Source organism: Streptomyces shaanxiensis (genome assembly GCF_039537145.1).
GTDB classification, from domain to species: domain Bacteria; phylum Actinomycetota; class Actinomycetes; order Streptomycetales; family Streptomycetaceae; genus Streptomyces; species Streptomyces shaanxiensis.
The window spans coordinates 289,023-315,293 of the sequence record NZ_BAAAZY010000008.1 but is presented as its reverse complement, the minus strand read 5'-3'; the positions used below and the strand labels follow the sequence as shown (position 1 = coordinate 315,293).

The window sequence follows — 26,271 nt, the reverse complement described above, 5'->3', positions numbered from 1 at the left end:
CCCCCTGAGCCCTCAGACCCTCAGGGCACACCCCCGCAACGAAAGCCGAGGTACACCCGCATGCGCGCACGCACCCTCATCGCCCTCGCCGGAACCGTCGCGGCCCTCGGGCTCGCCGTCCCCGCGTCGGCCGCCGACACCCCGGTCCTGACCACCACCGACGGAGCGGCCGTCGCGGTCGGTGACGTCCTCGACGCGTCCCTGGCGAGCGGCACCGCCGCCACGTTCTACTCGAGCGCGACCGGCACCAGCGGCATCTCCTGCACCAGCTCGGCGTTCTCCGCCACCGTCACCGACAACCCGGCCGCCCCCGGCGCCGCCACCGAGTCGCTGACCTCCCACACCTTCGACACCGGCGGCTGCACCGCCAACGTCACCGGTGTGCTCGGCGTCAGCGGCATCACCGTCGACAACCTGCCGTACACCACCAGCGTGTCCTCCGACGGCACCGTCACGGTGACTCCGGCCGAGGGCTCCGCCATCCAGTCCACGGTCCGGCTGCGCACCCTGCTCGGCAGCATCACCTGCGTCTACCAGGCGCCGAGCCTCTCCGGCACGTCGAGCAACGCCGACAACAGCATCGCCTTCGCCAACCAGCCCTTCACCAAGACGTCGGGTTCGTCGCTGTGCTTCAGCAACGCCTACTTCACCGCCAAGTACGCCCCGGTGACGAGCTCGGGCGTCGCCGTCAACGTCAACTGACCGTCGTACGGCGGTGGTTCACCGCCGACGCAGACGCATGACCAGGGCGGCGCCGCCGGTGAGCACCAGTACCGCCGCGGCGCCGCCCGCCAGCATGGGCGTGGACGGCCCCGAGCCGGTGTCCGTGCCGGAGGCCACCGGGGTGCTGTCGCCCTGGGGGCGCGAGGACACCGGGGTCCGCGACGGCGGCCGAGGCGTGCGCCGCTCGGCCGCCGGTGACGGACTGCCGTCCGTACTCTTCTCCGCCGTAGGTGAAGGACTGTCGTCCGCGCGCTTCTCACCGCTGTTCGCGGAGGCCGCCGCGGAGCTCTCGCCGCCCTGCTCCTTCGCCTCCGGGAACACCACGTCCGAGCACGAGTAGTACGTGTCCGGCGTGCTGGTGTTCTGCCAGATCGTGTACAGCACATGGCGCCCCGCCCGGTCGGACGGCAGCTTCGCCCTGATCCGGTACGCCCCGTCCGTCAGTGCCGGGTCCTTCACCTGCGCGAACGGCTGCTCCGGGAGGTCGGACCAGGTGAGCGGTTTCTTCGGGTCGTAGCCGGGCTTGGTGAGGTAGAGCCGGAACGTACCGGTGTGCGGGATCGTCGAGACGTACCGCATGGTCAGGTCTGCGCCCGGGGTCAGCCGGGTCGACGGATAGTCGGCGCGGGCGAGGTCCAGGCCCCGGTAGGCGGGCAGCCCGCCGCTGCACAGCTCTCCGTCGGGGACGACCTGCCGGTCCCGGCCGTTCACGTTCGCGATCCGCAGGTTGTCCCAGGCCGTGAAGGGCGCTCCGTTCGAGGCGACCGCCGCCTCGCAGGCCGCCGACCGGGACGCGCCGCCGCCGTCGGGGGAGCAGGCGTACACCCGGCTGACCGGATCCGTCGGCGCGCCGTGCGCGTGAGCGGGGGCCGCCGTCCACACCGTGAGCAGCAACGGCGTGACGGCGGCGGCCGCCAGGGCGGTGCGGTGCGATCTCATCCAGGGCATCCGGGGCATCCGGAACGTCTCCTCGGCCGGCGCGGGAACGGTCCTCGTGCAGTACGGGAAACCGGCCCGGCGCGTTCACTGCGCGACGAACCGGGCAGAGCCCGCTCATACCGGTCAACTCTCCGACGTAGAGGGTGGGTTTCCGGCCTGATCGAGGGTTTCCCCTGTATCCCGATGACCATTTCTTTGCCTATCGTTCGACCACAGCCGACCCACAGGTGACCCCGAACGGGCCGGCGCCCGCGCCAGGCCGGCCGCCGCGCGCCCCCCACTTGCCGCACTGCCCCCACCTGCATTCCCGGCGTCACCGCACCTGCATTCCCGGCGTCACCCCACCTGCTTTCCCGGCGTCACCTCTCCCGCCTTCTCGGCGTACCCCCCTCCGCTTCGACGAGGAAGCGATTCGACCGCCGCTCCGCGCTGCCCGGAGATACGGCCGGCCACGAAAGGCAAACTCCTTGCGTACCTCCGCATCCACGAGACGGAAGCTGATATCCGTCGCCGCGGTCTCCGCCGCGCTGTTCACGGCCGCCACCACCTCGGTGGCCGTGGCCCAGGAACCCGCTCCCCGGGAAGCCGCCGTACCCACGGCGCAGACCGAAGCCGCCCCCGGCGCCACGGCCGAGCGCCTCATCGTCGGCTACAAGTCCGGCGCCGCCGAGGCCAAGTCGAACAAGGCCGCCGAGGCCGACGCCGCGACCAAGGGCAAGGAGGCCGGCGAGGACCTCGACTTCCAGCGCCGCCTCGGCTCCGGCGCCGCCCTCGTCGACCTCGGCGAGAGCCTCACCAAGGCGGACGTCGCCGATGTCGTCGCCGAGTACCAGGCGGACCCGCAGGTCGCCTACGTCGTCCCGGACCGGCTGAACAAGCCGCTGGCCACCCCCAACGACACCGAGTACAGCAAGCAGTGGGACCTGTTCGAGACCACCGCGGGCATGAACGTGCCGGGTGCCTGGGACGTCGCCACCGGCAGCGGGGTGACCGTCGCCGTCATCGACACCGGTTACGTCTCCCACTCCGACCTCGGCGCCAACATCGTCGCGGGCTACGACTTCATCTCCGACGCCACGGTCGGCAACGACGGCAACGGCCGCGACAGCAACCCGGCCGACCCGGGCGACTGGACCGCCGCCAACGAGTGCGCGTCGGGCGACCCGGCCTCCCCCTCCTCCTGGCACGGCACCCACGTCGCGGGCACCATCGCCGCCGTCACCAACAACAGCAAGGGCGTCGCCGGCGTCGCGTACGGCGCGAAGGTCTCCCCGCTGCGTGTGCTCGGCAAGTGCGGTGGCTTCGACTCCGACATCATCGACGCCATCACCTGGGCGTCCGGCGGTACGGTCTCCGGTGTCCCGGCCAACGCCAACGTCGCCAAGGTCATCAACATGAGCCTGGGCGGTGGCGGTGCGTGCTCCACCGCGACCCAGAGCGCCATCAACGCGGCCGTGAACCGCGGCACCACGGTCGTCGTCGCGGCGGGCAACAGCAACGCCAACGCGGCCAACTACTCGCCGGCGAGCTGCAACAACGTCATCAGCGTGGCCGCCGCCGACCGCCAGGGGAACCGCTCCTACTACTCCAACTTCGGCTCGGTCGTCGACATCGCCGCCCCGGGTGGTGAGACCAACTCGGTCACCTCCAACGGCATCCTGTCCACGCTGAACTCCGGCGAGCAGAGCCCGTCCTCCGAGAACTACGACTACTACCAGGGCACCAGCATGGCCGCCCCGCACGTCGCGGGCCTGGCCGCGCTGGCGAAGTCGGCGAACTCCGCGCTGACCCCGGCCCAGATCGAGTCCGCGATCAAGACCAACTCGCGTACTCTTCCCGGCACTTGCTCGGGCGGCTGCGGTGCGGGCCTCGCCGACGCGGCCAAGACGGTGCAGGCGGTGAGCGGCAGCTCCGGCGGCTCCACGGGGGGCACCACCTTCACCAGCTCCGGCGCGGTCTCCGTCCCGGACAACGGCTCGGCCGTCGAGTCCTCCATCACCGTCAGCGGCCGTAGCGGCAACGCCCCCTCGGCCCTCCAGGTCGGCGTGAACATCACCCACACCTACCGCGGTGACCTGGTCATCGACCTGGTGGCCCCGGACGGTTCGACCTACCGTCTGAAGGCCGCCAGCTCCTCGGACTCCGCGGACAACGTCAGCACCACCTACACGGTGAACGCGTCGAGCGAGACCGCCAACGGCACCTGGAAGCTGCGCGTCCAGGACACGGCGGCCCAGGACACGGGCACGCTCAACAGCTGGAAGCTGACCTTCTGAGCGAGCACTGAACACGGGTCCTGAACGGGCCCGTATCACAAGCGGGCGGGCCGGCCGATGCGGATGGGGCATCGGCGGGCCCGCCTTACGTCGAGTCCATGACCGACAGCCGTGATCACCGACCGGAATGACGGAAACCGTCACTCCGGTCGGTGTCGTGTACTCAGCGTGCGGGCACGTCCATGGCGACCTGCTCGTCGTCCGCCGCGTCGAGAGCGGCCAGCACCCGGATCCCTCGGTCGGGCCTGCGGTCGATGCCGATCAGCAGGCCCGGCAGCGCGATGCTCGGCAGGATGTGTCCCCACAGCACCGAGATCCGCTCCGCCAGATCCTCCCGGTCGGTCAGCGCGCGGGACATCAGCTGGAGGCCCGCGAACGCCCCGACCAGCAGTTCCACCGTCTGCCGTGGCTGCACCGTGGGCAGCAACTCGCCCTGCTCACGGGCGCGTTCCAGCACCACCACCAGATGTTCCACCCACTGCCGGAACGGCCCCGCGTGGTCGACGCCGGGCGGCGCGCTCTGGTCCACGGCCAGCCGCACGCTGCCCTTGAGCAGCGAGTTGGAGAGCAGCCGCTGCCCGAACACGAAGGTCATGTCGACCAGTTCCTGCAGCTTGCACGCCTGCGGCGGCACCGCGCCGAGCGCCACCTGCTCGTCAAGGACGGCCTGGGCGAGGGATTCCTTCGACGCGAAGTGGAAATACAGGGCGCCCTTGGTCACATCGGCCCGCTCCAGGACCATCGAGATGGTGGTCGCGGTGTACCCGTGCTCGTCGAAGACCGCGCCGGCGGCCTCCAGGATCAGTCTCCGCGTCCTGACGGCGCGCTCCTGCCTCGCCATAACCGCCCCTCCACTGCGCCGAGTTGACCTGTGCGCCCCGGAGTGCGCCGGAGCGGAGTCGGGCACGGTCGGGCGACCTCAGGCCGCATTGAAAACAAACCGGTCGGCTCGTATTCTAACGCTCGCGGCACGGGCACCTCGCCGTCTGTCAACGCACACACGGGGGACCCAAGGAGGGGACATGCCTCATCCGCGGCAGCTCGCCACGAACCCGCTCGCCGAGAATCTGGCAGTGCCGGACGGCCTGACGGCCACCGTACCCCGCCAACTCGTTCATCGCGCCTCGGTGGCCGAAACGCTGCTCACCGGCGGGACCAGCACGGACACCGACCGGTTCACCGTCTTCGCCCAGTGGCCGCGCGCTCATCAGTTACACGTGTCGCCGGACCGGACGGCGTACGATCCGCTGCTCGTCGCGGAAACCGTCCGCCAGGCCGGCACGCTCCTCGCGCACACCGCCTACCAGGTGCCCCTCGGCCACCAGTTCGTGCTCAAGGAAATGCGGATCACCACGCGCCCCGAGCATCTGGCCGTCGGCACCGTGCCCGCCGAACCCGCGATCGACATCGCCGTCTCCGACATCGACCGACGCGGCGGTCGCCCGGTCGGATTCACCTACGACGCGGACGTGCGCATCGGCCGGGAGCGGGTCGCGACCGCGCGGATAGCCGCGACCTGGACCAGCGACGCCGTCTACCGAAGGCTGCGCGGCGGCCGTACCGCGGCCACCGTGTCCACACTGCCGGTCCCGCCCGGTCTCCCGCCCGCCGCGGTGGACCGCGCCCTGCCCGCGGACGTCGTGCTCGCCCCGTCCGGCCGACCCGACCGCTGGCGGCTGCGAGTCGATACCGGCCATGCTGTTTTCTTCGACCATCCACTCGATCATGTGCCGGGCATGCTCCTGCTGGAGGCAGCCCGGCAGGCCGTGCGGGCCCGGACCCGCAACGGCCGTCGGGCCCCCGTCTCGTTCCGCACCGTCTTCCACCAGTACGTCGAACTCGACCAGCCCACCTGGATAGAGGCGGTCGACCGGCGGGACGTGTACGACGCCGATGTGCAAGTCGTGGGACGGCAGGGGGAGTCGACGCTTTTCGAGTGTGCGGTGGGAACCGAGGAAGGGTGAGTTATCTTGTACGGAGAGTAAAAAACAAACGGCATGACCCGTTCTTTTCAGTCCCAGGAGAGTCCAGCCGATGGTGAGGCAGTTACGCGCCGAGCAGACCCGCACCACGATCCTCACAGCCGCCGCGGAACTGTTCGACCGCCACGGCTATGAATCGACCAGCCTCAGCGACATCGTCGAGCACGCCCAAGTCACCAAGGGAGCCCTGTACTTCCACTTCGCGGCGAAGGAGGACCTGGCGCAGGCCATCATGGAGCTCCAGTCCAGGGCTTCCCGCCAGGTGGCGAGCGAGATGGACGTGCGCGGCCACTCCTCCCTGGAGTCGCTGATCCGCACGACGTTCGGCATCACGCGCCTGAGCGTCGAGGGCCCGATACCCCGGGCCGGTCTGCGCCTGGCCACCGGGGGAGTGGTGATACGGCCGCCCCTGCGGCACCCGTTCACCGAGCTGGTGGACATCGCCACCCGCAAACTCCACGGCGCCGCCAAGGAGTCCGACATCCACCCGGACGTCGACGTCGAGGCCGCGGCCCACTCCCTCGTCTGCTTCTTCGTCGGCACGCGCGTCGTCGGCCGCTCCCTCGAACCCGTCGCACGCCAGCCCCGCAGGGTGGCCGAGATGTGGCACCTCATGATCCGGGGCCTGGTCCCGGTACCCCGCCGCGCCCCCTATCTCACCCTCGCGACACAGCTGGAGCGGGAGATCAGAGCCGTATGACGCCCGCGATACGGTGAGCCGCATGCCCGACAGGTCCGACACCCCGCTCGCGCCCGTACTCCTCGGCGACGAACCCGGTTCGTTCCCGCACAGCGTGCTCGCCGAACGGCATCCCGCGATCATCCGGCAGGTACGGAAGTCCTTCCCGTACGGCCCCGACCGGCACCGCGCGCTGGACGCGTTGCTCGCGAGCTGCACCGAGGGGGTGCTCGAACCACTGCCCGCCGACGCGCACGACCGGGACCGCTGGACCGCCTGGGGCGCCGACACGTACTGCGGCCGGTCCTGGTTCGATGTGCCGTGGCTGTGGTCGGAGAGCTACTTCTACCGCCGGCTCCTCGAAGCCGTCGGCTACTTCGCCCCCGGCCCCTGGCAGGGCATCGACCCCTTCCGCCCCTCCAAGCTGGCCGAACTCGACGCCCCGGAGACGGACGAGGAACTCGCCGCCCTCGACGCCCTCGCGGACCGGCCCGCCGACGAGCGGGACCGGGCGCTGCTGCACGGCTCCCTGTGGGGCAACCGCGCCGACCTCGGTTTCCGGCTGGATGCCGCGCACGGCGAGACCTCCTCGGACACCCCGCCCCTGGTGGCCGACGACAGCGAGACCCTCTGGTCCCTGCTGCCGCCCGCCGGCTCGGCCACCCTGTGCCTGATCGCCGACAACGCGGGCCGCGAACTCGTCCCCGACCTGCTCCTCATCGCCCACCTCCTCACCCAGGGGCGCGTCGGGCGGGCCGTCCTCCACGTCAAGCCGTACCCCTACTACGTCTCCGACGCCACGCACTCCGACGTACTCGACGCCCTGCGCCGGCTGACGGCGGCTCCGGGCGCGGCCGCGACGTACGGAGACGCGCTCTGGGCGGCGATGACCGACGGCCGTCTCACCGTCCGCGCACACCCCTTCTCCAGTGCCCCGCTGCCGTTCGCGCAGATGCCCGGCGACCTCCGCGAGGAGCTGGCCGCGGCCACCCTCACGATCGTCAAGGGCGACCTCAACTACCGCCGCCTCGTCGGCGACCGCCGCTGGCCGCCGACCACGCCGTTCACCGAGGTCACCGCGCATTTCCCCGGACCGGTCGCGGCCCTGCGCACCCTGAAGTCCGACGTGATCACCGGGCTGGACGCCCGCACCGAGGCGGCGCTGGTCGAGGCGGAGGGGCAGAAGTGGCGCACCGGCGGGACACATGCGCTGATCCAGGTGCGGACGTGACGACCGCGCCAGGTCACGGTCAACCGATCCGCAAGGGCAGCGACTTCATGCCGTTGATGAAGTTCGACACCAGGCGCTCGGGCGTGCCCGCCGTTCGCAGCTCGGGCAGTGCCCGCAGGGTCTCCCGGTAGAGCACGCGCAGCTGGAGCCGCGCGAAGTGCGCGCCCAGGCAGACATGCGGACCGTCGCCGAAGGAGACGTGCGGGTTCGGGGTGCGGGACAGGTCGAGTCGGTCAGGATCGGTGAAGACCCGTTCGTCGCGGTTGGCGGAGGCGTGGAAGACGACCACCTTGTCGCCCGCGCGGATGCGGCGTCCGGCGAGCTCGGTGTCCTGCGCGGCGGTGCGGCGGAAGGTGAGGACCGGAGGATGCCAGCGGAGCAACTCGTCGACTGCCGAAGGGAGTTCGGTGCGTCGGTCGCGCAGGCGGGCGTACGCCTCCGGATGCTCGGCGAGGGTGAGCAGCCCGCCGGGTGCCGCACTGCGGACGGTGTCGTTGCCCGCGACGGTGAGCAGGAAGAAGAACATCTCCAGCTCGGCCCGGGAGAGTTCGGCGTCGTGGGCGAGCGTCGTCATGACGTCGTCGTCGGGGTACCGCCGCTTGTGCGCGGCCAGTTGCTGGGCGTACCCGAACATGTCCCGCAGCATCGCGGGCGACCGTGGATTGACGGGTTTGCCCGCCGGGTCCAGCACCTGCGGACCCGCCTCGTCGGGGTCCTGGTAGCCGATGACCCGCTGCGTCCAGTGCAGCAGCAGCCTGCGGTCGGCCTCCGGCACGCCGAGCAGGTCGGCGAGATTGAGCAGGGCGTAGTCGTCGGTGACGGTGGTGACCACGTCGACCGTGCCGTCCGAGGCGCGGGCCTCGTCCAGGGCGCGCGCGAGGAGCGTCCGGGCACGGTCCCCGGCGAGCTTCGTGAAGCGTTCGATGCGTCCGGGCGTGAAGGCCCGGCTGACCAGCCGCCTCAGACGCCCGTGCCCAGGCGGGTCCTGGTTGAGCATCATGCGCCGGATGAACGGCAGGTCGTCCGGGTCGGGGTCGCGGATCTGGGTCGCGCCGATGTACGAGGAGTAGGTCGCCGAGTCCTTGAGCACCCGCACCACGTCCGCGTGGCGGGTCACCGCCCAGAACCCGGGCCCGGCGGGCCAGCCCAGCACTTCGGGCTCGTCCTGCCGGGCCACGGGGTGGTGGTCGCGCAGGACGCGGTAGGCGTCGTACGGGACGCCGGTGGCGTACCGGCGGGGGTCGAAGACGTCGGGGACGGGGGGTGCGTGGTGGACGGTCACGCCTGCTCGCCCTCGTCGGCGCGCAGGAAGTCCTCCGCCACCCGGATGAGTTCCAGCGGGGTCTCGTCCATCGCGTAGTGGCCGGCGGCAGCAAGCTCGTGGAGCTCGGCGCGGGGATACCAGGCCATCCACGTCTGCCGCATGAGGTCGGCGGACAGGGCCGGGTCGAGGGCGCCGGTCACGGCGAGCGCGGGGACCGGGGAGCCCTCGACCCGGGTGTGGAAGTCCTCCCCGGCCCAGGAGTCCAGCCAGGCGCGGAACGCCTTCTGGTCGCTGACCACGAGCGAACGGGCGACCATGCGGTCGAGCCAGGCGGCCGGGCGGCGGCCACCGGTGGTGATGTCGATGATGGCGCGCCGGTTCTCCGGCTTGTGCGCCGCGTCCGCGAACAACTCCCACTGCTCGGGCGGCAGTGCGAGCCCCGACGCCGGAACCGGCGAGACCCCGACCAGCCTGCGCAGCCGGTGCGGTGCGACGGCGAGGAGGCGCTGTCCGACCGAGCCGCCCATCGAGTGCCCGACCACCGAGAAGCGATCCCAGCCGAGCCGATCGGCCAGTTCGACGAGGTCGAGGGCCGCCTCGGATGTCGTGTACGCGCCCACGGCGTCCTTGGCCCGGCCGTAGCCGCGCAGATCGACGAGGGCGTACGTGAACTCCGTACGGTCGAGGTCGGGGAGGACGCCCGCGTAGGCGGACCGGTCGGCGAACCAGCCGTGCACGGCGAACACCTTGTGGGCGCCGTCGCCGTGCAGCTCGTGAGGGAGCGTGAAGGAGGTCATGCGACCAAGGTGGCGTATATCGGTGAAGACCGACAGATGGGCGCGTCCGGGTTGGTGTGCTGACCGGCGCGGTACAGGTGTGCCCGCTGTCGCTGTTCACCGTTCACATGTCTCGTGTGGAGCTGTGGTGATCATGACAAATTCTTGGTAGTCATGTCGCCATGCCGTTACGTCAATTGCGCTCGGGAACGAGGACAGCGGCGGCCGCCGCGGCCACCCTCATGCTGGTGGCGCTCACGGCCTGCGGCGACGACGGGGACTCCTCGTCCGGGGCCGGGGGACGGGAGACCGTCACCGTGGCCGCCCTGCCACTGATCGACTGCGTCGCCCTCTACATCGCGCGGGATCGCGGCCTGTTCGAGAAGGAGGGCCTCGACGTCCGGATCCAGCAGGTCCAGCAGAGCCTCCAGGCGCTGCCGGCCCTGGCCAAGGGGCAGATCGACATGGTCGCGAGCGCGAACTACGTGACCTATCTGCAGGCCCATGAGAAGGGCACCCTCGACATCCGGATCGTCGCCGAGGCGATCAGGGCCGCGCCGCGCATGATGGAGGTCCTGGTGCCCGAGGACTCGGACATCAAGACCGTCGCCGACCTTGAGGGCAAGAAGCTCGCGGTCAACGTCCTCAACAACGTCCAGTCGCTCACCTTCAACGAGATCTTGGCGAAACAGGGTGCCGGCCGCCCCGTCTACCGGGCCATTCCCTTCCCGCAGATGGGCGCCGCCCTGGACAAGGGGCAGGTCGACGCCGTGCACGCGGTCGAGCCCTACGACAGCGCCATCCAGGACGAGCTGAAGGCCAGGGTCCTCGCCGACGGCTCGTCCGCTCCGGTGGAGGCCATTCCCCTCAGCGGATACGTCAGCACGAGCGAGTACGTCGACGGGAACGGCAAGACGCTGGCCGCGTTCCAGCGGGCCATCAAGGCGGCCGTGCGGATCGCGGAGAAGGACCCGTCCGTCGTGCGCGAGACCCTGCCGACGTACACCAAGGTGACCGACAAGCAGGCCGAGGCCATCGATCTGCCCGTCTATCCGCCCACGATGGACGTCGCGCAGCTCAAACGGCTGATCGACCTCATGAAGAAGCAGGGGATGCTGCAGAAGCCGATCGATCCGGCGACGCTGATGGTCAAGTGACGTGACGTGAAGGGCCGTCAGGAGCAGCTGCTGCTGGGTGCTTCGGGGGTGCTGCTGGCCTTCGGTGCCTGCGAGGCCGTCTCCCGTGCGGGTGTGGTGCGGCGCAGCTATCTGCCGCCCGCGTCCGAAGTGCTCGCCCGTGCCGTGGAGTTGGCGGGCGACCCGGTGTTCCTGGACGGCATCGCCGCGACGTTGCGTGCCTGGGCGCTCGGTCTCGCTCTGGCGTGCGCCATCGCCGTCCCGGTCGGTCTGGTGCTCGGAAGTGTGCCGGTCGTCGACGCCGCGGCGCGCGCGATCGTCGAGTTCCTGCGGCCGCTGCCGTCCGTCGCGCTGATCCCGCTGGTCTCCCTGCTCCTCGGGTCGGGGACCGAGACCAAGGTCGCGCTGGTGACGTACGCGTCCGTCTGGCCGATCCTCTTCAACACCGTCTACGGCCTCGGCGAGACCGACCCCCTCGCCAAGGAGACCCTCCGCGCCTTCGGCTTCGGCCGCCTCTCCGTCCTCCTGCGTGTCGAACTGCCGGGCACTGCCCCCTTCATCGCCGCCGGCATCCGCATCTCGGCCGCCGTCGCCCTCATCCTGGCCGTTGCCACGGAAATCCTCTCCGGCTTCGGCGAGGGCCTCGGCATCTTCATCGCCCAGGCCGGGCTGGCCACGGACGGGACGCGGGATGTGTTGGCGGGGGTGGTGTGGGCGGGGGTTCTGGGGCTGGTCATCAATGGGGTGCTGGTGTGGGGGGAGCGGCGGTTGTTTCCCTGGACGCCGGGGCGGCGGGGTGTGGGGTGACGGGGCGGGCGCGGCCGGTGTGCCGGCGGACTGTCCCGGGCGCCATGCCTGTGAGACGCTCGTCAGTTTCCGTACCGATGCGTACCGCGCCCACTCCGAGCTCCCCGTGCCGTGCCGTGAGGAGCGCTGAATGAAGCAGCCTCGCGGCGGCCCATCCCGATCCGCCGGATCGGCGTCGGTTCTGCGCCGCCCCCTCGCCTCCGCCGCCGTACGCCACGCCCTGCTCCGCTGGATCGTGCTCGCGTTCGCGGTGGCCGTGTGGCAGTTGGCCGCCCGGGCGCACGGGAGCGTCTTCTTCCCGCCGCCCGCCGAGATCGCGCGCCATGCCCACGCCCTGTGGTTCTCGGGCCCCGCCCGGGACGTCTTCCTCACCGAGGCCGCCATCGCCGACATCCTGCCCAGCCTCGGCCGGATGGCCGCCGGGTTCGCGCTCGCCGCGGTCGTCGGCATCGCACTCGGCGTCGCGGTCGGCCGCTCGCGGCGCGCGTACGCCCTCTGCAACCCCGTCCTGCAGTTCGCCCGCGCCGTCCCGCCGCCCGCCCTGGTGCCCGTCTTCGTAGTGATCTTCGACTTCGGTACGCCGATGCAGATCGCGTCGATCGTCTTCAGCGCCGTCTGGCCGGTGCTGATCAACACCGCGGAAGGCGCCCGCGACACCGACCCGCTCCGCCTCGAGGTCGCCGCGGTCCTCCGTCTCACCCCCGCCGAACGGCTCGGCTTCCTCGTCCTGCCCTCCGCGCTGCCCCGCATCTTCGCCGGTCTCCGCCTGAGCCTCTCGCTCTCCCTCATCCTCATGGTGTTCTCGGAGCTGCTGCCGGGCACCGCGAACGGCATCGGCTTCACGCTCACCGACGCCCAGTCCCGCTCCGACCTGCTCACCGTCTGGGCGGCACTGGTCCTGCTCGGCGCCCTCGGCTACCTCCTCAACACCGGCCTGCTGGCCGTCGAGAAACGGCTCGTCGGCAGAGGGAGGACCACGACCGTATGACCCGAACGCCCCCAACCCACTCCGTCCAGGGACAGCCATGCTCCGCCTAGACACGGTCGGCCAGCACTACGGCGACCACCAGGTACTGCACGACATCACCCTCACCGTGCCGGACGGCCAACTCCTGTGCGTCGTGGGCCCGTCCGGCTGTGGCAAGTCCACGTTGCTGCGCACCGTCGCGGGCCTGCTGCCGGCGTACGACGGCACGATCACGCTGGACGGCGCACCCGTGCGTGGCGTCCCCGACAACCTGGCCGTGGTCTTCCAGGACTATGCCCGCTCCCTCTACCCCTGGCTCACGGTCCGCGAGAACGTGGCGCTGCCACTGCGCCGCAGGGGCCTGCCGAGAGCGGAACGCCGGGCCGAGGCCGACCGCATCCTGGCCGAGGTCGGACTCACCGACACCGCCCGCCGCCACCCCTGGCAGCTCTCGGGCGGCATGCAGCAACGCGTGGCGATCGCCCGCGCCCTGGTCTGCCGCCCCTCCCTGCTCCTCATGGACGAACCCTTCGGTTCTCTGGACGCCCAGACCCGCGAGGACCTGGAGGACCTCCTCCTGGAGGTCCACCGCACGGACGGCGCGACGATCGTCTTCGTCACCCATGACATCGACGAGAGCGTGTACCTGGGCGACCGTGTCGTAGTCCTCTCCCCGGGGCCCGGCTCCAAGGTCGTCCTGGACCTGCCGGTCGAACTCCCCGGCACCCGGGACCAGATCACCACCCGGGGCCTGGCGGAGTTCGTCGCGCTGAGGTCGGAGGTGGGGCGGGCGGTGCGCAACCGGTAGGCCGTCAGCCCAGGCGCACGTCCTGCCACACCAGCCGGTGGTCGGACGTCGGCACCGTCTTCCCGTCCCCGACCAGGCGGTACAGGGGGTCGTCGGACGTCGGCCAGAAGACGCCGTTCGCGCCCGGTATCAGCCCCTTGGACGGAAGGACGTAGTCGACGCGCAGATTCCCGGGAGCGGTGTCGCCGAAGTCGGAGGTGTCGTATGCCGGGTTGCCGGTGTGCGAGGCGTTGGCACCGCCCTGGAGCCTCGCGGCCTCCACGCCGCCCGCGCTGGACGGCGGGTTGGCCGGGAGGTTCACCGCGGGATGGTCGAGCAGCTGCCGTATGGCGTGGTCGAAGCTGTCGCCGTCGTACGGGTCGGCGTTGTTGTCACCGGCGATCACGAACCGCGCCCCGGGCCGCAGTCCGCCGCACACGCCCTTGTCGTCGTACAGGTAGGAGCTGCGCCGACGCCCGCCGATGTAGTCGGCCCAGAGCCGGATCTCGTCGTGGTTGCGCCGTCCGTTGCGGTCCTCGGCGCCGTCGAAGGTGGGCGGCGTCGGGTGCGAGACCAGGAAGTGCACGGTGGAGTGCCCGATGCGCACCGGCACGTCCCAGTGGCTCTTCGACGACAGCCGCAGGATCGCGCGGGCCTCCTCGCTGTAGTAGCCCGGAGGCATGATGTGGCCCGGCATGTCCTTCCACAGGAAGCGCTGGAAGGTGCGCACCGCGCGCGTGTCGATCGGGTACTTCGACAGGACGGCCATGCCGTACTGCCCCGGGAACCAGCCGTAGCCGAAGGCGTCCTGCCCGTACGCGTCCGAACCGGGCGTCGTGACGGCGCCGTTCTTCCCGTCGAGGTCCACCCCGGTGGCGACGCCCGTGTTCACCGGGCCGGTGAAGTGGTACGGGTAGCGGACCGGCTCGGCTCCGTTGTGGCCGACGGACAGGTAGTTGCGCAGGAACAGGCGGACGGCTCTGCCCTGCTCGTCGTAGTCGAACTCGTTGATCAGCAGGATGTCCGGGTCGACCCGCTGGATGGTCTCGGCGGCGTTGCGCGCCTGGGCGTTGTCCGGCGTGGACAGGTCGGTGATCAGCGCGCCCTGGGCGGAGCGGTTCAGGGAGGCGTTGAAGGTGGCGAACCGAACGGACCGGCGGCCGTGCCGCTCGGCCGCCGTGGCCGGGAACGCCGCGGTCGTGGCCAGCGCCGCCCCGGCCAGGGAGGCCAGCGCGGTGCGGCGGGAGGGAGATCGGGAGAGAGATGCGGTGTGGTTCATCGCGACTCCGGGGAGGGAGAGGGACACGGGGGACACATGAAGCTCGAAAAGTCTGCGCGCGTAGAGATGAACGCCACAAGGCCCGGCGAGAACTCCCGGATTCACCCACGATTCACGCGATGGTGTGATCATGTGCCGCGCCGCGGATGCCTGTTGGGACCCGGGGGTAGGGCCGGGCCATGACGCAGCAGCCCTTCGAACTCCCGCACTTCTACATGCCGTATCCCGCGCGGCTGAACCCACATGTCGACGAGGCGCGTGCCCATTCGACCGAGTGGGCACGCGAGATGGGCATGCTGGAGGGATCCGGGGTCTGGGAGCAGGCCGACCTCGACGCGCACGACTACGGACTGCTCTGCGCCTACACCCACCCCGAGTGCGACGCCGACGCTCTCTCCCTCATCACCGACTGGTACGTGTGGGTCTTCTTCTTCGACGACCACTTCCTGGAGATCTTCAAGCGCACCCAGGACCGCGCCGGCGGCAAGGCCTATCTGGACCGGCTCCCACTGTTCATGCCGATGGACCTGTCGACCCCGATGCCCGAGCCGCAGAACCCGGTCGAGGCGGGCCTCGCCGACCTGTGGACGCGTACGGTGCCGGCGATGTCGGTCGACTGGCGCCGCCGGTTCGCGGTCGCCACCGAGCACCTCCTCAACGAGTCCCTGTGGGAGCTGTCCAACATCAACGAGGGCCGCGTCGCCAACCCCGTCGAGTACATCGAGATGCGCCGCAAGGTGGGCGGCGCCCCCTGGTCGTCGGGCCTGGTGGAGTACGCGACGGCCGAAGTCCCCGCCGCCGTCGCGGAGTCCAGGCCACTCAGGGTCCTGATGGAGACGTTCTCCGACGCCGTGCACCTGCGCAACGACCTGTTCTCCTACCAGCGCGAGGTCGAGGACGAGGGCGAACTCAGCAACGGCGTCCTGGTGCTGGAGAAGTTCTTCGGCTGCACCACCCAGGAAGCCGCCGACACCGTCAACGACGTCCTCACCTCCCGGCTCCACCAGTTCGAGCACACCGCCCTCACCGAAGTCCCCGCCGTGGCGTTGGAGAAGCGGCTCACCCCGCAGGAGGTCGCGGCGGTGGCGGCGTACACCCAGGGGCTGCAGGACTGGCAGTCCGGGGGCCATGAGTGGCACCTGCGCTCCAGCCGGTACATGAACGAGCACGCCGTCTCCACCGCCCCCTGGCGGGGCCTGACCGGCCCCGGAACCTCCGCCGCCGACATCGGCGCGCTGCTCGCCTCGGCGGGTGCGGAACGCCTGCGCGCCTACACGCATGTGCCGTTCCAGAAGGTCGGCCCGTCCCGACTGCCCGACTTCTACATGCCGTTCCAGGTGGAGCTGAGCCCGCATCTGAACGACGCCCGCCCGCGCCTGACCGAGTGGATGCACCGCATGGGCATGCTCCAGGAGGGTGTCTGGGACGAGGACAAGCTCGCCGCCTACGATCTCCCGCTGTGCTCGGCGGGCCTCGATCCGGACGCCACACCGCAGGCCCTCGACCTCAGCGCGCAGTGGCTGGCCTGGGGCACCTACGGCGACGACTACTACCCCCTCGTCTTCGGCAACCGCCGCGACCTGGCCGCCGCGCGGCTCACCACCCAGCGGCTGTCGGACTGCATGCCCCTCGACGGTGAGCCGGTGACGGTCCCCGTCAACGGCATGGAACGCGGCCTGATCGACCTGTGGGCGCGTACGACGGCGGACATGACACCCGACCAGCGACGCACCTTCAAGGACTCGGTGGACGTCATGACCGAGAGCTGGGTGTGGGAGCTGTCCAACCAGCTCCAGAACCGCATCCCCGACCCCGTCGACTACCTGGAGATGCGCCGCGCCACCTTCGGCTCCGACCTCACCCTCAGCCTGTGCCGGATGGGCCACGGGCCCGCCATCCCGCCGGAGGTGTACCGCAGCGGGCCCGTGCGCGCGCTGGAGAACGCCGCCGTCGACTACGCCTGCCTCATCAACGACGTCTTCTCGTACCAGAAGGAGATCGAGTACGAGGGCGAGATCCACAACGCGATCCTCGTCGTGCAGAACTTCTTCGGCATCGACTACCCCACCGCGCTGGAGGTCGTGCACGATCTGATGACCCAGCGCATGCAGCAGTTCGAGCATGTGGCGGCCCACGAACTTCCCATCGTCTACGAGGACTTCGGGCTCTCGGACGAGGCTCGGGAGATCATGGGCAACTACGTCGTCGACCTGCAGAACTGGCTGGCGGGCATCCTGCACTGGCACCAGCAGGTCGACCGTTACAAGGCCGAGTACCTGGCCCGCCGCGCCCACGGCTTCCTGCCGGACCGCGCGCCCGCCGTGCCCGTCCTCAGCTGACCTCCCACACCCGGGTGGCAGTCTCCTCGGCGAGCTCTCGTACGCCCTTCGCGGCGTTCTCCGAGAGCTCGCCGAGTATCGCGTCGGCGGCCGTGAGGAGAGCGCGGGCATCCTCCGGAAGGTCCGCGTCGGCCAGGGCGAGGGTCAGCCGGTAGTGCTCCTCGGCGATGAAACGGCCCAGGTTCACACCCTGCCAGTGCTGCAGGGAGTCGTCCGAGGGCTCCGCCAGGATCTCGACCAGAGCCGCCAAGGTCCGGACGGCCTGCGAGAGTTCACCGGCCGCACGCTCCAGGCGGGCCTGGTCCAGGCGGGCCGATACCCGGTCCCACGCCGACTCCTGCAAAGCGGTGTACAGGCGCTGGGCGCGCAGTGCCTGGGGCAGGTCGCCGAGCTCCTCGAAGTCGTGGGCGAGGGCGCGCAGTGGGGCCGTGGTCAGCGCACGTGGCGCGTGGGGGCGGCGGAGTCTGCTCTGGTCCATGAAGATCCCGTCGAGCTCGCGGATCAGCGAGACCCGGGCGAGTTCGGTCATGCCCTGGTCCCGGGCCAGGTCGGTCCAGGTGCCCACCGGTTCGTCCTCGGGATCCGCACCGAACAGCGAGTCGTCGAGCCCTCGCGCCCACTCCCGCAACTCGTCCGAACTCGCGCCCGCTTCCGGCATCCCGCCGAGGCCGCACGCGGTGTCGAAGTCCGTCTCCCGCACCTCGTGCAGCAGCGGCAGATCCCGGGTGTCGCCGCGCAGCCCCACCAGCACGGCGGCGAGCCGCAGTTCGTCCGTCATCGAGGACTGCGCCTCATGCCGCACCAGATGACGCAGCAACTGCAGGTCCCCCTCGGCGCGGTCGAACTGCGCGGCCCGCAGGGCGAGTCGACGCCGTACGGGATCCTCGGCGACCGCGTCCAGGGCCGTGCGGTCGCCCGCCCGCAGCAGCGCGAGGTCGGCGCGGCCCGCCGCGAGTACCGGCTCCCACAGCGGAGGAACCGGCGGGCCGAGCAACTCGTACGCGCACCCCTCGTCGGCGTTGAGCAGCACGAAGTCGGGCTCGGTGCGCAGGAGTGCGGCATGCAGCATGCCCACGAGCTCGACGGGGGAGCGCTCCGGGAAGCCCAGCGCGGTGCGGAGTTCGGTCCGCTCCTCGTCGATGCCGTGGTACTCGCGGATCTCCTCCTCGGTCTCCGCGACGCACGCCAGGATCTTCTCCGCACCGTCGTCCGGCGACAGGCGTGTGTAGTCGTGCCAGCCGGGCAGGCCGATCATGATCTCGAGCGCCTCGTCGACACCGGAGCCGATGATCCCGGCGCTGCCCTCCGAGTCGGCGTACAGCATCGAGCCGTCCGCGCACACGAAATACGTACCGCCCGTGTCGTCCCCCGCCACCATCTCCAGCGGCCCGCCCGAGGCGAGGCGGACCTCCTCGACATGGCCGTGAGCAGCGCGGGCCAGGTCGAAGTTGAAGGGGAAGGCGGCCAGTTCGGCCAGGCGGGGGTTCTGCCGGAGCAGCCGCAGCGCGTGATCGGTCATGTCACAGAACGTAACAGCCGCCGCTGACAACGGACTTCCGGCCTCCGGGTGCCATTTCCGAAACTTTTCGTACGGAACGGGATATTCCGGGAACTTCGGCGGTGCGCCGCGAGTCTTCTGGGATGAGGGGAACAGACGACGAGAACACACGGGGGTGTTCGACCTTGACCGACATCATCGAGAGGTTCACGGACAGCGACGCCAAGACCGAGACGGGGGAGCGGTCGCTCGACACCGGCGAGCTCACGCCGTACGTGGCCCCGCTGCCCGTCCCGACCGTCCTGCGCCCGGCCTCCGACGACGTCCTGCGTGAGACCGAGATCGCGCTGCGCCCGACCTGGGTCCGCCTGCACCCGCAGCTGCCGCCGACCCTGATGTGGGGGTACGACGGCCAGGTGCCGGGCCCGACCATCGAGGTGCGGCGCGGACAGCGGGTGCGCATCGCGTGGACCAACCGCATTCCCAAGGACGGCGAGTACCCGGTGACCTCGGTGGAGGTGCCGCTGCGTACGGACGGCCGCCCGCAGTCCTCCACCGAGCCCGGCCGCGACGGCGTGGAGCCCAACAAGGACGTCGCCGCCCTGCCCGCCTGGTCGGTGACCCATCTGCACGGCGCCCAGACGGGCGGCGGCAACGACGGCTGGGCGGACAACGCGGTCGGCTTCGGTGACGCCCAGTTGTCCGAGTATCCGAACGACCATCAGTCGGTGCAGTGGTGGTACCACGACCACGCGTGACTGAAGAGAGCAACAGGTTATCGCGAACCTCTGACCAGGGGCTATGGCTGGGCAGCAGGAAGCCCCCGCCCGGTGCGTCTCGGGGGATGTACGCACTCAGACGGGGGCAGTCTTCATCCCCAGCGAACGGGCTCAGCGTCGCCGCCTACGCACACGGGGCAGGGAAGCCGTTCGGTCCACCCGCAGCGCCGACACCCGCCGAAGCCACAGCAGCTTTCGCACCAAATTTCACGGTGGCCAGCGCAGCATCCGCATAGTTCGCCGTGCTTCCACAGGGACCAGGGCTCTTCGCCAGGGGTTCGACTTGCGCGGGGAACGGCTCAACGCACCGGCAGCAAGGGCGCTGGAAACGGCGCTACGCGAGACTATGAGCCCGCGCTGAGGCCAGACAGCCCCGTTCACCCGCCGGGGGAGGGCAGAGGAACGGGGCTGGAGGGTTAGGCGCTCCGGACGGGTACAGGGTTGCCGGGCGAGTCCAACCACACATGCTCGCCGTCAGCGTCCACCGTCAACCCGAAACGGTCGAAGCCGGGGCGGCCCTGCTTTTCCCACCAGAGATAGGCGGCCTCCACTTCATCCCAGAGTCGGCGTGGGCCGGACTGATAGACCTCGAATTCCTCTCGGCCCTTTTCGTAGTCCGCCGTTGCCCATGACGTTACGGCCGTATCCCGGAGCCACAGCGTGTATGAGCCGTCGTCGTATGACTCCATCCACGGAAAGGCACTGGGCACCTGCACGCCGATGGCGAACATGATGGGCCAGTCGCCTACAGCATCCGGGGAAACAGCCGTAACGCTGCGGGTGCCGTCCGCTGGCCACTTCCGACCACCGAGGTATTCCCGGACGTGCGTGCGCTGGACTCGCTGAGCGCGAAGCCGCATGAACGCCGACGAGCCGACGAACCAGCCGGAAGCCGATCCATCCCCGGACACGCTCAGCCGCACAACGGCTTCCCCGCCGTACGTCGGTCCCCACGGCGCGAGGATGATCCCGCCCGGCTTCGTCTGCTCGATCCATCGCCGGGGAACGCTGCCGATTGAGGCCGTGGCAATCAGCCGGTCGTACGGCGCTCCCTCGGGGTAACCCTCTGCCCCATCGCCGATGATGGACACGGGATCGAATCCCGCGTCATTCAGGCGTTTACGCGCTTCCCTCGCGCTGGTCCCGTCCAGTTCGACCGTGAACACGTTCTCGCCCCCGAGCCGGTGAGAGAGCAGGGCGGCATTCCAGCCGGTACCGGTGCCGATTTCCAACACCCGCTGACCCGCATCAACGTCCAGCGCATCGAGCATCGAAAACACCATGGTCGGCATAGAACTTGAGCTAGACGGAATCCTGCCTTTTCCGGGGCCGGTGTACGCGCCGTCATCCCATTGCGTCGTAATCGGAGCGTCCTGGTAGACAGCCTCCCACCACGTGTCAGGTTCCTCGCTGCGAATGACTCGGTCACCCTGCCGATTCATGCCAGCGCGCCCCGGCCAGATCACGTCAGGAACGAACAGTTCGCGTGGTACGGCCTTGAACGCTGGCAGCCAATCGGCTTTCAGCGCACCCTTTTCCATGAGTACGGAGGCGAGCCCCTCAGGGCCCGCCCCCTTCGTACCGGGAGTGCTCACTTACTTGCCGTCCGCCGGTCCCTGGCCGTCGTTCGTGTTACCGCCCTCATCCGAACCGCCTCCACCGTGCTTGTTCCCGCTGTCGCTGTCGTCCTGCCCACCGTCGGCCATCGTCAGCCACAAGTCACGCACTTGGGTACCTCCCGGTTGATGTTGCCGCTGGAACCGTCCCGCTGTCTGCGAAACGGCGACGGATATTGATCACCATGGAAGGGGCATCAGTTGCCCACCCGCGCACAAGGGACATGGGACCTTGCAGCGATGATTGCAAGACCAACACCCCTCGAATCCGAAACAGATCGGGCACCAGATTTCCCTATGCCCGGTACACATCCCGCAGTATTCACCGAACGACCACAGCGCATACATGGTCGATACGGGCCTACGCGGGTCTGTGCGTGCCACTACAGGATTTCGCCACGGCTTCGAGCGTTGGCCCTGGCGACTCGTTCCCGCAGCGCCGGACGCTCGATACCAGAATGTGGTGCAGGGTCGGCACCATCAGCCGTAGTACCGAGCGCATCGTCAGGATCCTTGAAGACCAACAACTGTCCGTCGTGGCCGAGCATCCGAATCGCGCTGGACAGTCGGGCCCTTGCGTCGCTCGCCATCGTCGCTCGCCCCTTCTGGTCAACTTCCGTCAGCGCACGGGTTATATCGTCAGCGGTGGGGGCAGGGTCGGGCATCGTAGTTCCCTTTCGAAAAAGGCCACCCCCAGCCGGCTCGGAGATCTACCCAGGTCAGCGGCATGGACGGGGATGGGCGGGTGGTTCGCAATCGTGCAGCGAGGCAGGTACCAAAGTTGGTAGGTGCTGTGGTAGTTACGCGCCCTTAAGTCGCCTGAACTGACCGTCCCAGAGGGAATGATGGGGCTTGCACATAGGTGTGTAGTCGGCGGGGTCCGGCGAATAGGCGAACGGCCCATCTTTCAGGTGCGGCACCATCGGGAGTAGTGACCAGCTGGCGGCTGGCGCGCCGCAGTAGCAGGTGTGGTCGGCGGCCTTGCCACGTTCCTTCTCGATCCGCAGATGTGCGTCCCGGTAACGCCTGTGCGGCTCTCTGTTTGCCCCCGTCTGGCGGCGCTGCCAACGTGCACGGCCAGCGGGTGTCTTGTTGTATTTACGATCCCTCTCGCGAGCACACGGCCGACACAGGTAGGCAAACCCGGACCACGTGTTGGAGGCGCGAATTAGGCTGGTTGCGTCTGTCAGGTTTTCGCATTGGCGGCACGTGGCAGCCAGTAGCTTGCGGTATGGCGGCATGATGGATTTCTCCAGAAACGAAGAAAAGGCCCTGTGCCTGCGGAACCGGTCCCCTGCCGCCAGGAAGAGGGATCAGTTCGACGCAGGCACAGGGCCTTTGGTCTGTGGGTGTACGCGTGGTCTGTGCTGGCGGCACCTACGTACGGAGGGGCACGCGCTTCGTCGTGCCTAATCAGTAACTAGCGAGTCGGTCGCCTGTGTAGAAATGTAGGAATGAAGGGCACTCGGGTTTACCCCTATAGGCCTTAGATGGTTGTGGAAATGGCTACAGAACTACATTTCTACATTCTTGCAGGTCAGAAGGGTATTCTGACGGTGTGTCAGATTTGGAACTACATGGGGGTGCGATCACCCGCCCCTCACTCGCTGTGTAGTTGGGGCGCCGAGGCCCTGTGCGCCCGTCTGAGGGCATGAAAAAGCCCCGCTGGGGGAATCCCGTCCAACGGGGCTGTAAGGCGCTGTGTGAGCCTCTCAGGGCTCTACTGGGCCAGTATCTCCGGGAAGCCGAGCATGGCCTGTTGAAGCCGCTCTGTGCGGTCTATTCGCTGCGCCAGGTACACGCTGTCGTCACCAGCGCTGCGGGCGGCGTAGAGCCTGTCCAGTCGGCGGGCAATGGTTCGGTACTCGACCTCGCGCGCCCATGCGATTTCTTCGGCGTCGAACTGGTCTCTGGTCATCTAAACTGGTCCTTCCCTTAGTGGGAGCACCGGTCAGGTCTCTTCCGTCAAGTCGTGGCCTGACCGGTGCTATTGGTTACCGCTGAATCAGACAGCGGATGCCGTACGGCTCTTCTCCCACGCAACCCACGCGGCCTCTACCGCTGGGTTTACGCTGTCGTCGCGCCATTCAGGCTCAAGCCGATCGAGAATGGGTGTCCGGTCGCCCGGCTTAGTCGGCAGCGAAATCGTCAGGCTCTTACACGCTGCCTTGAAAAGTGCCCGGCGCCCCTCGATGCCTTCGGCCTCCCAGATGGCTGTCAGTGCGTAAGGGTCCATCAGCGGCGTGAGATCAGCTTCCACTGACAGCTCATCAAGCTCTGTGCGCAGTTCGGCAACCAGCTCATCCTGTTGCTTGCGCAGTTCTTCAAATGTGGCCTCATCCATCCGGCCGAACACGAAGAATTCTTTGCGAAGCTTCGCCTGTCGCTCAATGGCAGCGTCATACAGGGCCGTTGTCTTCTGTTTGCGCGCTTCTTTCTCGGGATCGGCGTATGCGAGCCACCGCCGAGCAATGTCATGGATCGTAGGCGACTCGGGGGACAAACTGAGGATGTGGTTTATCCAGAGAACAGCTACGGCCTCATCAACTCGTTGGCGTGAAGTTACTGTGCCTTTGCACGCTGTCTCTCCCTGCGATACGCGGGTCTCGCACCTGTAGTTCGTCCCTCCGTTGCTCATGGGTCCCTTACAGCGAGGGCAGAGCAGAATCCACCCTGCCACTGTCTTGTGCTGGCGCACGCCCCGTCCGGTGCCCTTGGTGCGTCCCTTCCCGCGTTCGCTGCCCGTGCGTCCCGCGAAGATCTTCTGAATCTTGAGCCATTCCGCGTATGTGACGACACCCTCGCCACAGCTCACCGGGTTGCCCTTGTCATCGAGCAACGGCTCAGCGCGCTTGATCCACTTGTCCAGCGGGTTTCCGTCCTCGTCGAATACCCGCTCACGGTCCGGGACCAGACCGGCCCACGCTGGGGAGTGTGCAAGGTGGATGATGGTCTGCGCTCGCCACAGTTTGCCTTTGCGTGTGCGCTTCCCCTCGTTGTTGAGGGTCTGTGCGATCCACTGAGGCACTTTGCCGCTGAGGAGGTACTCGGCGATGCGCCGGGCTAGTGGGTGCTCAGATGCGAGTCGTTTTAGCTTCCTTGAGCCCTTGGGCGAGTACAGGCCAAACGGGGCTATCCCGCCGTGCCAATTGCCCTCTCGTTTTTCCTCATCAGAGCTGGACTGTGTACGGTCCGTGATTGACTTGGCCTCTTCGCGTGCGCGGTCAGCGAGGATTCCGAAGACGATTCGCATGCCAGGCTGTGCGGAGTCCAAGCCTTCACTGGTAGAGACGATCCGGGCGCGCTGCTTTCGCTCAAAATCGTCAATGAGCCTGTCTACGGCGCCCATTCCTCGCCGGGACAGCCGGTCAGTGCGCCATACGTACAGCGTCTTGGAAAGCCCGCGCAGAACGGCGTCACATGCGCTGTCGAATTCCTCGCGCCGTACGTGTGCCTTGCTCGCGCTGCGCTGCTCAAACCAGACGTGCCGGATCTGCTTTCGCTCTTCGTGTGCACGGCGGCAGATATCGCGCAGATGACCACGCAGCGCGGTAAGAGTGTCTTTCTTCTTGGAGCGCCTGAGGTAGGCCTCTGCAAAATCGGCAGGGTCACCGGTCGCTGGTTCCCAAAGCCCTAGCTCTTTGATCTCGTCATCGCTGAAGCCAAGTGCTCGCAGCGCTGGAAGGTCTGCCCGTTCCATCGTGTTCCGTTCGCCGAAGTCGTACCGCCCGTTTGTGCTGGGGCGTCGCAGTCTTCGAGCGAGTCGAACGCCAGGTAGACGGAGGCGAATCGCTGGTATGACTCAAAATCCCAGGTCAGAGGCGGTGTTGCACCCTTCGGCCACGACCACGCCATGAACATCACGCGGTGGAACGTGATGACGGGCCTGTACGGCACCTACCTCGTCCGTGACGACGAGGAGGACGCCCTTCATCTCCCCCGCGGGGACCGGGAGATCCCGCTGCTGCTGGCGGACCGCAACCTCGACACCGACGAGGACGGCCGTCTCAACGGCCGGCTGCTGCACAAGACGGTGATCGTCCAGGCGAAGAACCCGGAGACGGGCAAGCCGGTCTCCATCCCGTTCACCGGCCCGTACACCACCGTCAACGGCCGCATCTGGCCGCACGCCGAGGTGGACGCCGCCTGGTACCGCTTCCGGCTGGTCAACGCGTCCAACGCGCGCATCTACAACCTCGTCGTGGTCGACGAGGACGACAACCCGGTCCCGGGCATCGTGCACCAGATCGGCAGCGACGGCGGACTGCTGCCGCGCCCGGTGCCGATCGACTTCGACGGCGCGCTGCCGACACTCAGCGCGGCGCCGGCCGAGCGCTTCGACCTGCTCGTCGACTTCCGCGCTCTCGCGGGCCGCACGCTCCGCCTGGTCAACAAGGGCCGCAACCAGCCGCCCGGCGTACCCGACCCGGCGGGCGACGTGCGCTATCCGGCGGTCATGGAGTTCCGGGTCGGGGAGAGCTGCGAGGCGGACACCTTCGAGCTGCCCGAGGTGCTCTCAGGTTCCTTCCGGCGGCTCACGCACGACATCGAGCACGGGCACCGGCTGATCGTGCTCACCCCGCCCGCCACCAAGGGCGCCGGCGGTCACCCGGAGATCTGGGAGATGGCGGAGGTCGAGCACCCGGGCGACATCCACGTCCCCACCGAGGGCGTCATCCAGGTCACCGGCCCGGACGGGAGGACCAGGACATACCGGCGCACGGCACGGACGTTCAACGACGGCCTCGGCTTCACCATCGCCGAGGGCAGCCACGAGCAGTGGAGCTTCCTCAACCTGGCGCCCATCATCCACCCCATGCACATCCACCTGGCCGACTTCCAGCTGCTGGGCAGGGACGCCTACGACGTCTCGGGCTTCGACCCGGCGGTGGGCGGCACCCGCGGCCCGATCCGGTTCGACGCCGGTTCGTCGATCCCGCTCGCACCCAACGAGCTCGGGTACAAGGACGTCTTCCAGGTGCCCGGCAACCAGATGCTGCGTGTGATGGGGAAGTTCGACGGCGCATACGGCCGGTTCATGTACCACTGCCACCTGCTCGAGCACGAGGACATGGGCATGATGCGGCCCTTCGTCGTCATGCCCGCGGAGGCGCTGAAGTTCGACCACGGCGGCGGTCACGGCGGTCACGGGGAGGGGCACACGGGCTGACGTACGCGCGCGTGGCGCGTCCC

General features: G+C 68.9%; 19 protein-coding genes and 2 pseudogenes. 12 read left to right on the top strand and 9 right to left on the bottom strand.

The features are described from left to right. Window positions 1-60 precede the first annotated feature (60 nt). Window positions 61-702 carry a Tat pathway signal sequence domain protein gene (locus tag ABD932_RS13045; protein WP_345011984.1) on the top strand — a complete coding sequence of 214 codons (642 nt, stop codon included), beginning with the start codon at window positions 61-63 and terminating at the stop codon, window positions 700-702. A gap of 18 nt (window positions 703-720) precedes the next feature. On the opposite strand, the gene ABD932_RS13040 is transcribed toward ABD932_RS13045, so the two are convergent. Continuing rightward, a complete protein-coding gene (locus ABD932_RS13040; protein ID WP_345011982.1) occupies window positions 721-1,671 on the bottom strand; it encodes a lytic polysaccharide monooxygenase in 951 nt (316 codons plus the stop codon). A 458-nt stretch (window positions 1,672-2,129) separates the two neighbouring features. On the opposite strand from ABD932_RS13040, the gene ABD932_RS13035 reads away from it, so the two are divergent. Further along, window positions 2,130-3,938, top strand: a complete 1,809-nt coding sequence (locus ABD932_RS13035; protein ID WP_345011980.1) for a S8 family peptidase — start codon at window positions 2,130-2,132, stop codon at window positions 3,936-3,938. Between the two features lie 163 nt (window positions 3,939-4,101). Here the strand turns inward: ABD932_RS13035 and ABD932_RS13030 are convergent, their stop codons facing one another. Continuing rightward, window positions 4,102-4,779 carry a ScbR family autoregulator-binding transcription factor gene (locus ABD932_RS13030; RefSeq protein WP_345011978.1) on the bottom strand — a complete coding sequence of 226 codons (678 nt, stop codon included), beginning with the start codon at window positions 4,777-4,779 and terminating at the stop codon, window positions 4,102-4,104. Between the two features lie 181 nt (window positions 4,780-4,960). Between ABD932_RS13030 and ABD932_RS13025 the strand changes: the two genes are divergently transcribed. The 3 genes from ABD932_RS13025 (at window position 4,961) to ABD932_RS13015 (ending at window position 7,830) form a co-directional block, all read left to right on the top strand. Continuing rightward, window positions 4,961-5,902, top strand: a complete 942-nt coding sequence (locus tag ABD932_RS13025; RefSeq protein ID WP_345011976.1) for a ScbA/BarX family gamma-butyrolactone biosynthesis protein — start codon at window positions 4,961-4,963, stop codon at window positions 5,900-5,902. Window positions 5,903-5,972: 70 nt separating this feature from the next. Continuing rightward, window positions 5,973-6,620, top strand: coding sequence for a ScbR family autoregulator-binding transcription factor (locus ABD932_RS13020; RefSeq protein ID WP_345011974.1), 648 nt, complete (start codon window positions 5,973-5,975; stop codon window positions 6,618-6,620). Between the two features lie 22 nt (window positions 6,621-6,642). Beyond that, a complete protein-coding gene (locus tag ABD932_RS13015; RefSeq protein ID WP_345011972.1) occupies window positions 6,643-7,830 on the top strand; it encodes a damage-control phosphatase ARMT1 family protein in 1,188 nt (395 codons plus the stop codon). Between the two features lie 19 nt (window positions 7,831-7,849). Here ABD932_RS13015 and ABD932_RS13010 read toward each other — a convergent pair whose 3' ends face one another. Beyond that, window positions 7,850-9,112: a cytochrome P450 gene (locus ABD932_RS13010; RefSeq protein WP_345011970.1), complete on the bottom strand. Its 1,263-nt coding sequence runs from the start codon at window positions 9,110-9,112 to the stop codon at window positions 7,850-7,852. Next, window positions 9,109-9,891, bottom strand: coding sequence for an alpha/beta fold hydrolase (locus ABD932_RS13005; protein WP_345011968.1), 783 nt, complete (start codon window positions 9,889-9,891; stop codon window positions 9,109-9,111). Before ABD932_RS13005 ends, ABD932_RS13010 begins: the two co-directional genes overlap by 4 nt. A 176-nt stretch (window positions 9,892-10,067) precedes the next feature. Between ABD932_RS13005 and ABD932_RS13000 the strand changes: the two genes are divergently transcribed. The 4 genes from ABD932_RS13000 to ABD932_RS12985 all read left to right on the top strand — a co-directional run bounded on the left by ABD932_RS13000 (window position 10,068) and on the right by ABD932_RS12985 (window position 13,588). Further along, on the top strand, window positions 10,068-11,027 hold the full coding sequence (locus tag ABD932_RS13000; RefSeq protein WP_345011966.1) for an ABC transporter substrate-binding protein: 960 nt from the start codon (window positions 10,068-10,070) through the stop codon (window positions 11,025-11,027). Between the two features lie 6 nt (window positions 11,028-11,033). Continuing rightward, window positions 11,034-11,813, top strand: a complete 780-nt coding sequence (locus tag ABD932_RS12995) for an ABC transporter permease (RefSeq protein WP_345011964.1) — start codon at window positions 11,034-11,036, stop codon at window positions 11,811-11,813. A 130-nt stretch (window positions 11,814-11,943) separates the two neighbouring features. Next, a complete protein-coding gene (locus ABD932_RS12990; RefSeq protein ID WP_345011962.1) occupies window positions 11,944-12,801 on the top strand; it encodes an ABC transporter permease in 858 nt (285 codons plus the stop codon). Between the two features lie 37 nt (window positions 12,802-12,838). Beyond that, window positions 12,839-13,588 carry an ABC transporter ATP-binding protein gene (locus tag ABD932_RS12985; protein WP_345011960.1) on the top strand — a complete coding sequence of 250 codons (750 nt, stop codon included), beginning with the start codon at window positions 12,839-12,841 and terminating at the stop codon, window positions 13,586-13,588. A 4-nt stretch (window positions 13,589-13,592) separates the two neighbouring features. Here the strand turns inward: ABD932_RS12985 and ABD932_RS12980 are convergent, their stop codons facing one another. Next, the gene (locus tag ABD932_RS12980) at window positions 13,593-14,846 is read right to left on the bottom strand and encodes an endonuclease/exonuclease/phosphatase family protein (protein WP_345011958.1); all 1,254 of its coding nucleotides are present in this window, start codon (window positions 14,844-14,846) and stop codon (window positions 13,593-13,595) included. A 179-nt stretch (window positions 14,847-15,025) separates the two neighbouring features. Here ABD932_RS12980 and cyc2 point away from each other — a divergent pair, with 179 nt between their 5' ends. Further along, window positions 15,026-17,185 carry a germacradienol/geosmin synthase Cyc2 gene (gene cyc2 / locus ABD932_RS12975; protein WP_345011956.1) on the top strand — a complete coding sequence of 720 codons (2,160 nt, stop codon included), beginning with the start codon at window positions 15,026-15,028 and terminating at the stop codon, window positions 17,183-17,185. Here the strand turns inward: cyc2 and ABD932_RS12970 are convergent. Next, window positions 17,178-18,704, bottom strand: a complete 1,527-nt coding sequence (locus tag ABD932_RS12970; RefSeq protein ID WP_345011954.1) for a hypothetical protein — start codon at window positions 18,702-18,704, stop codon at window positions 17,178-17,180. The two genes, cyc2 and ABD932_RS12970, sit on opposite strands and share 8 nt — an antisense overlap. A 164-nt stretch (window positions 18,705-18,868) precedes the next feature. Here ABD932_RS12970 and ABD932_RS12965 point away from each other — a divergent pair. Then, window positions 18,869-19,438 (top strand): annotated as a pseudogene (locus ABD932_RS12965) (multicopper oxidase domain-containing protein); the annotation flags it as partial. Between the two features lie 440 nt (window positions 19,439-19,878). Here the strand turns inward: ABD932_RS12965 and ABD932_RS12960 are convergent. The 3 genes from ABD932_RS12960 to ABD932_RS12950 all read right to left on the bottom strand — a co-directional run bounded on the left by ABD932_RS12960 (window position 19,879) and on the right by ABD932_RS12950 (window position 24,778). Beyond that, window positions 19,879-21,003: a methyltransferase domain-containing protein gene (locus ABD932_RS12960; RefSeq protein ID WP_345011952.1), complete on the bottom strand. Its 1,125-nt coding sequence runs from the start codon at window positions 21,001-21,003 to the stop codon at window positions 19,879-19,881. Between the two features lie 1,795 nt (window positions 21,004-22,798). Next, window positions 22,799-22,996, bottom strand: a complete 198-nt coding sequence (locus tag ABD932_RS12955; protein WP_345011950.1) for a hypothetical protein — start codon at window positions 22,994-22,996, stop codon at window positions 22,799-22,801. Between the two features lie 87 nt (window positions 22,997-23,083). Next, window positions 23,084-24,778: a recombinase family protein gene (locus ABD932_RS12950; RefSeq protein WP_345011948.1), complete on the bottom strand. Its 1,695-nt coding sequence runs from the start codon at window positions 24,776-24,778 to the stop codon at window positions 23,084-23,086. Window positions 24,779-24,919: 141 nt separating this feature from the next. Here ABD932_RS12950 and ABD932_RS12945 point away from each other — a divergent pair. Then, window positions 24,920-26,248: pseudogene (locus tag ABD932_RS12945) on the top strand (multicopper oxidase domain-containing protein); the annotation flags it as partial. Window positions 26,249-26,271: the final 23 nt, after the last annotated feature.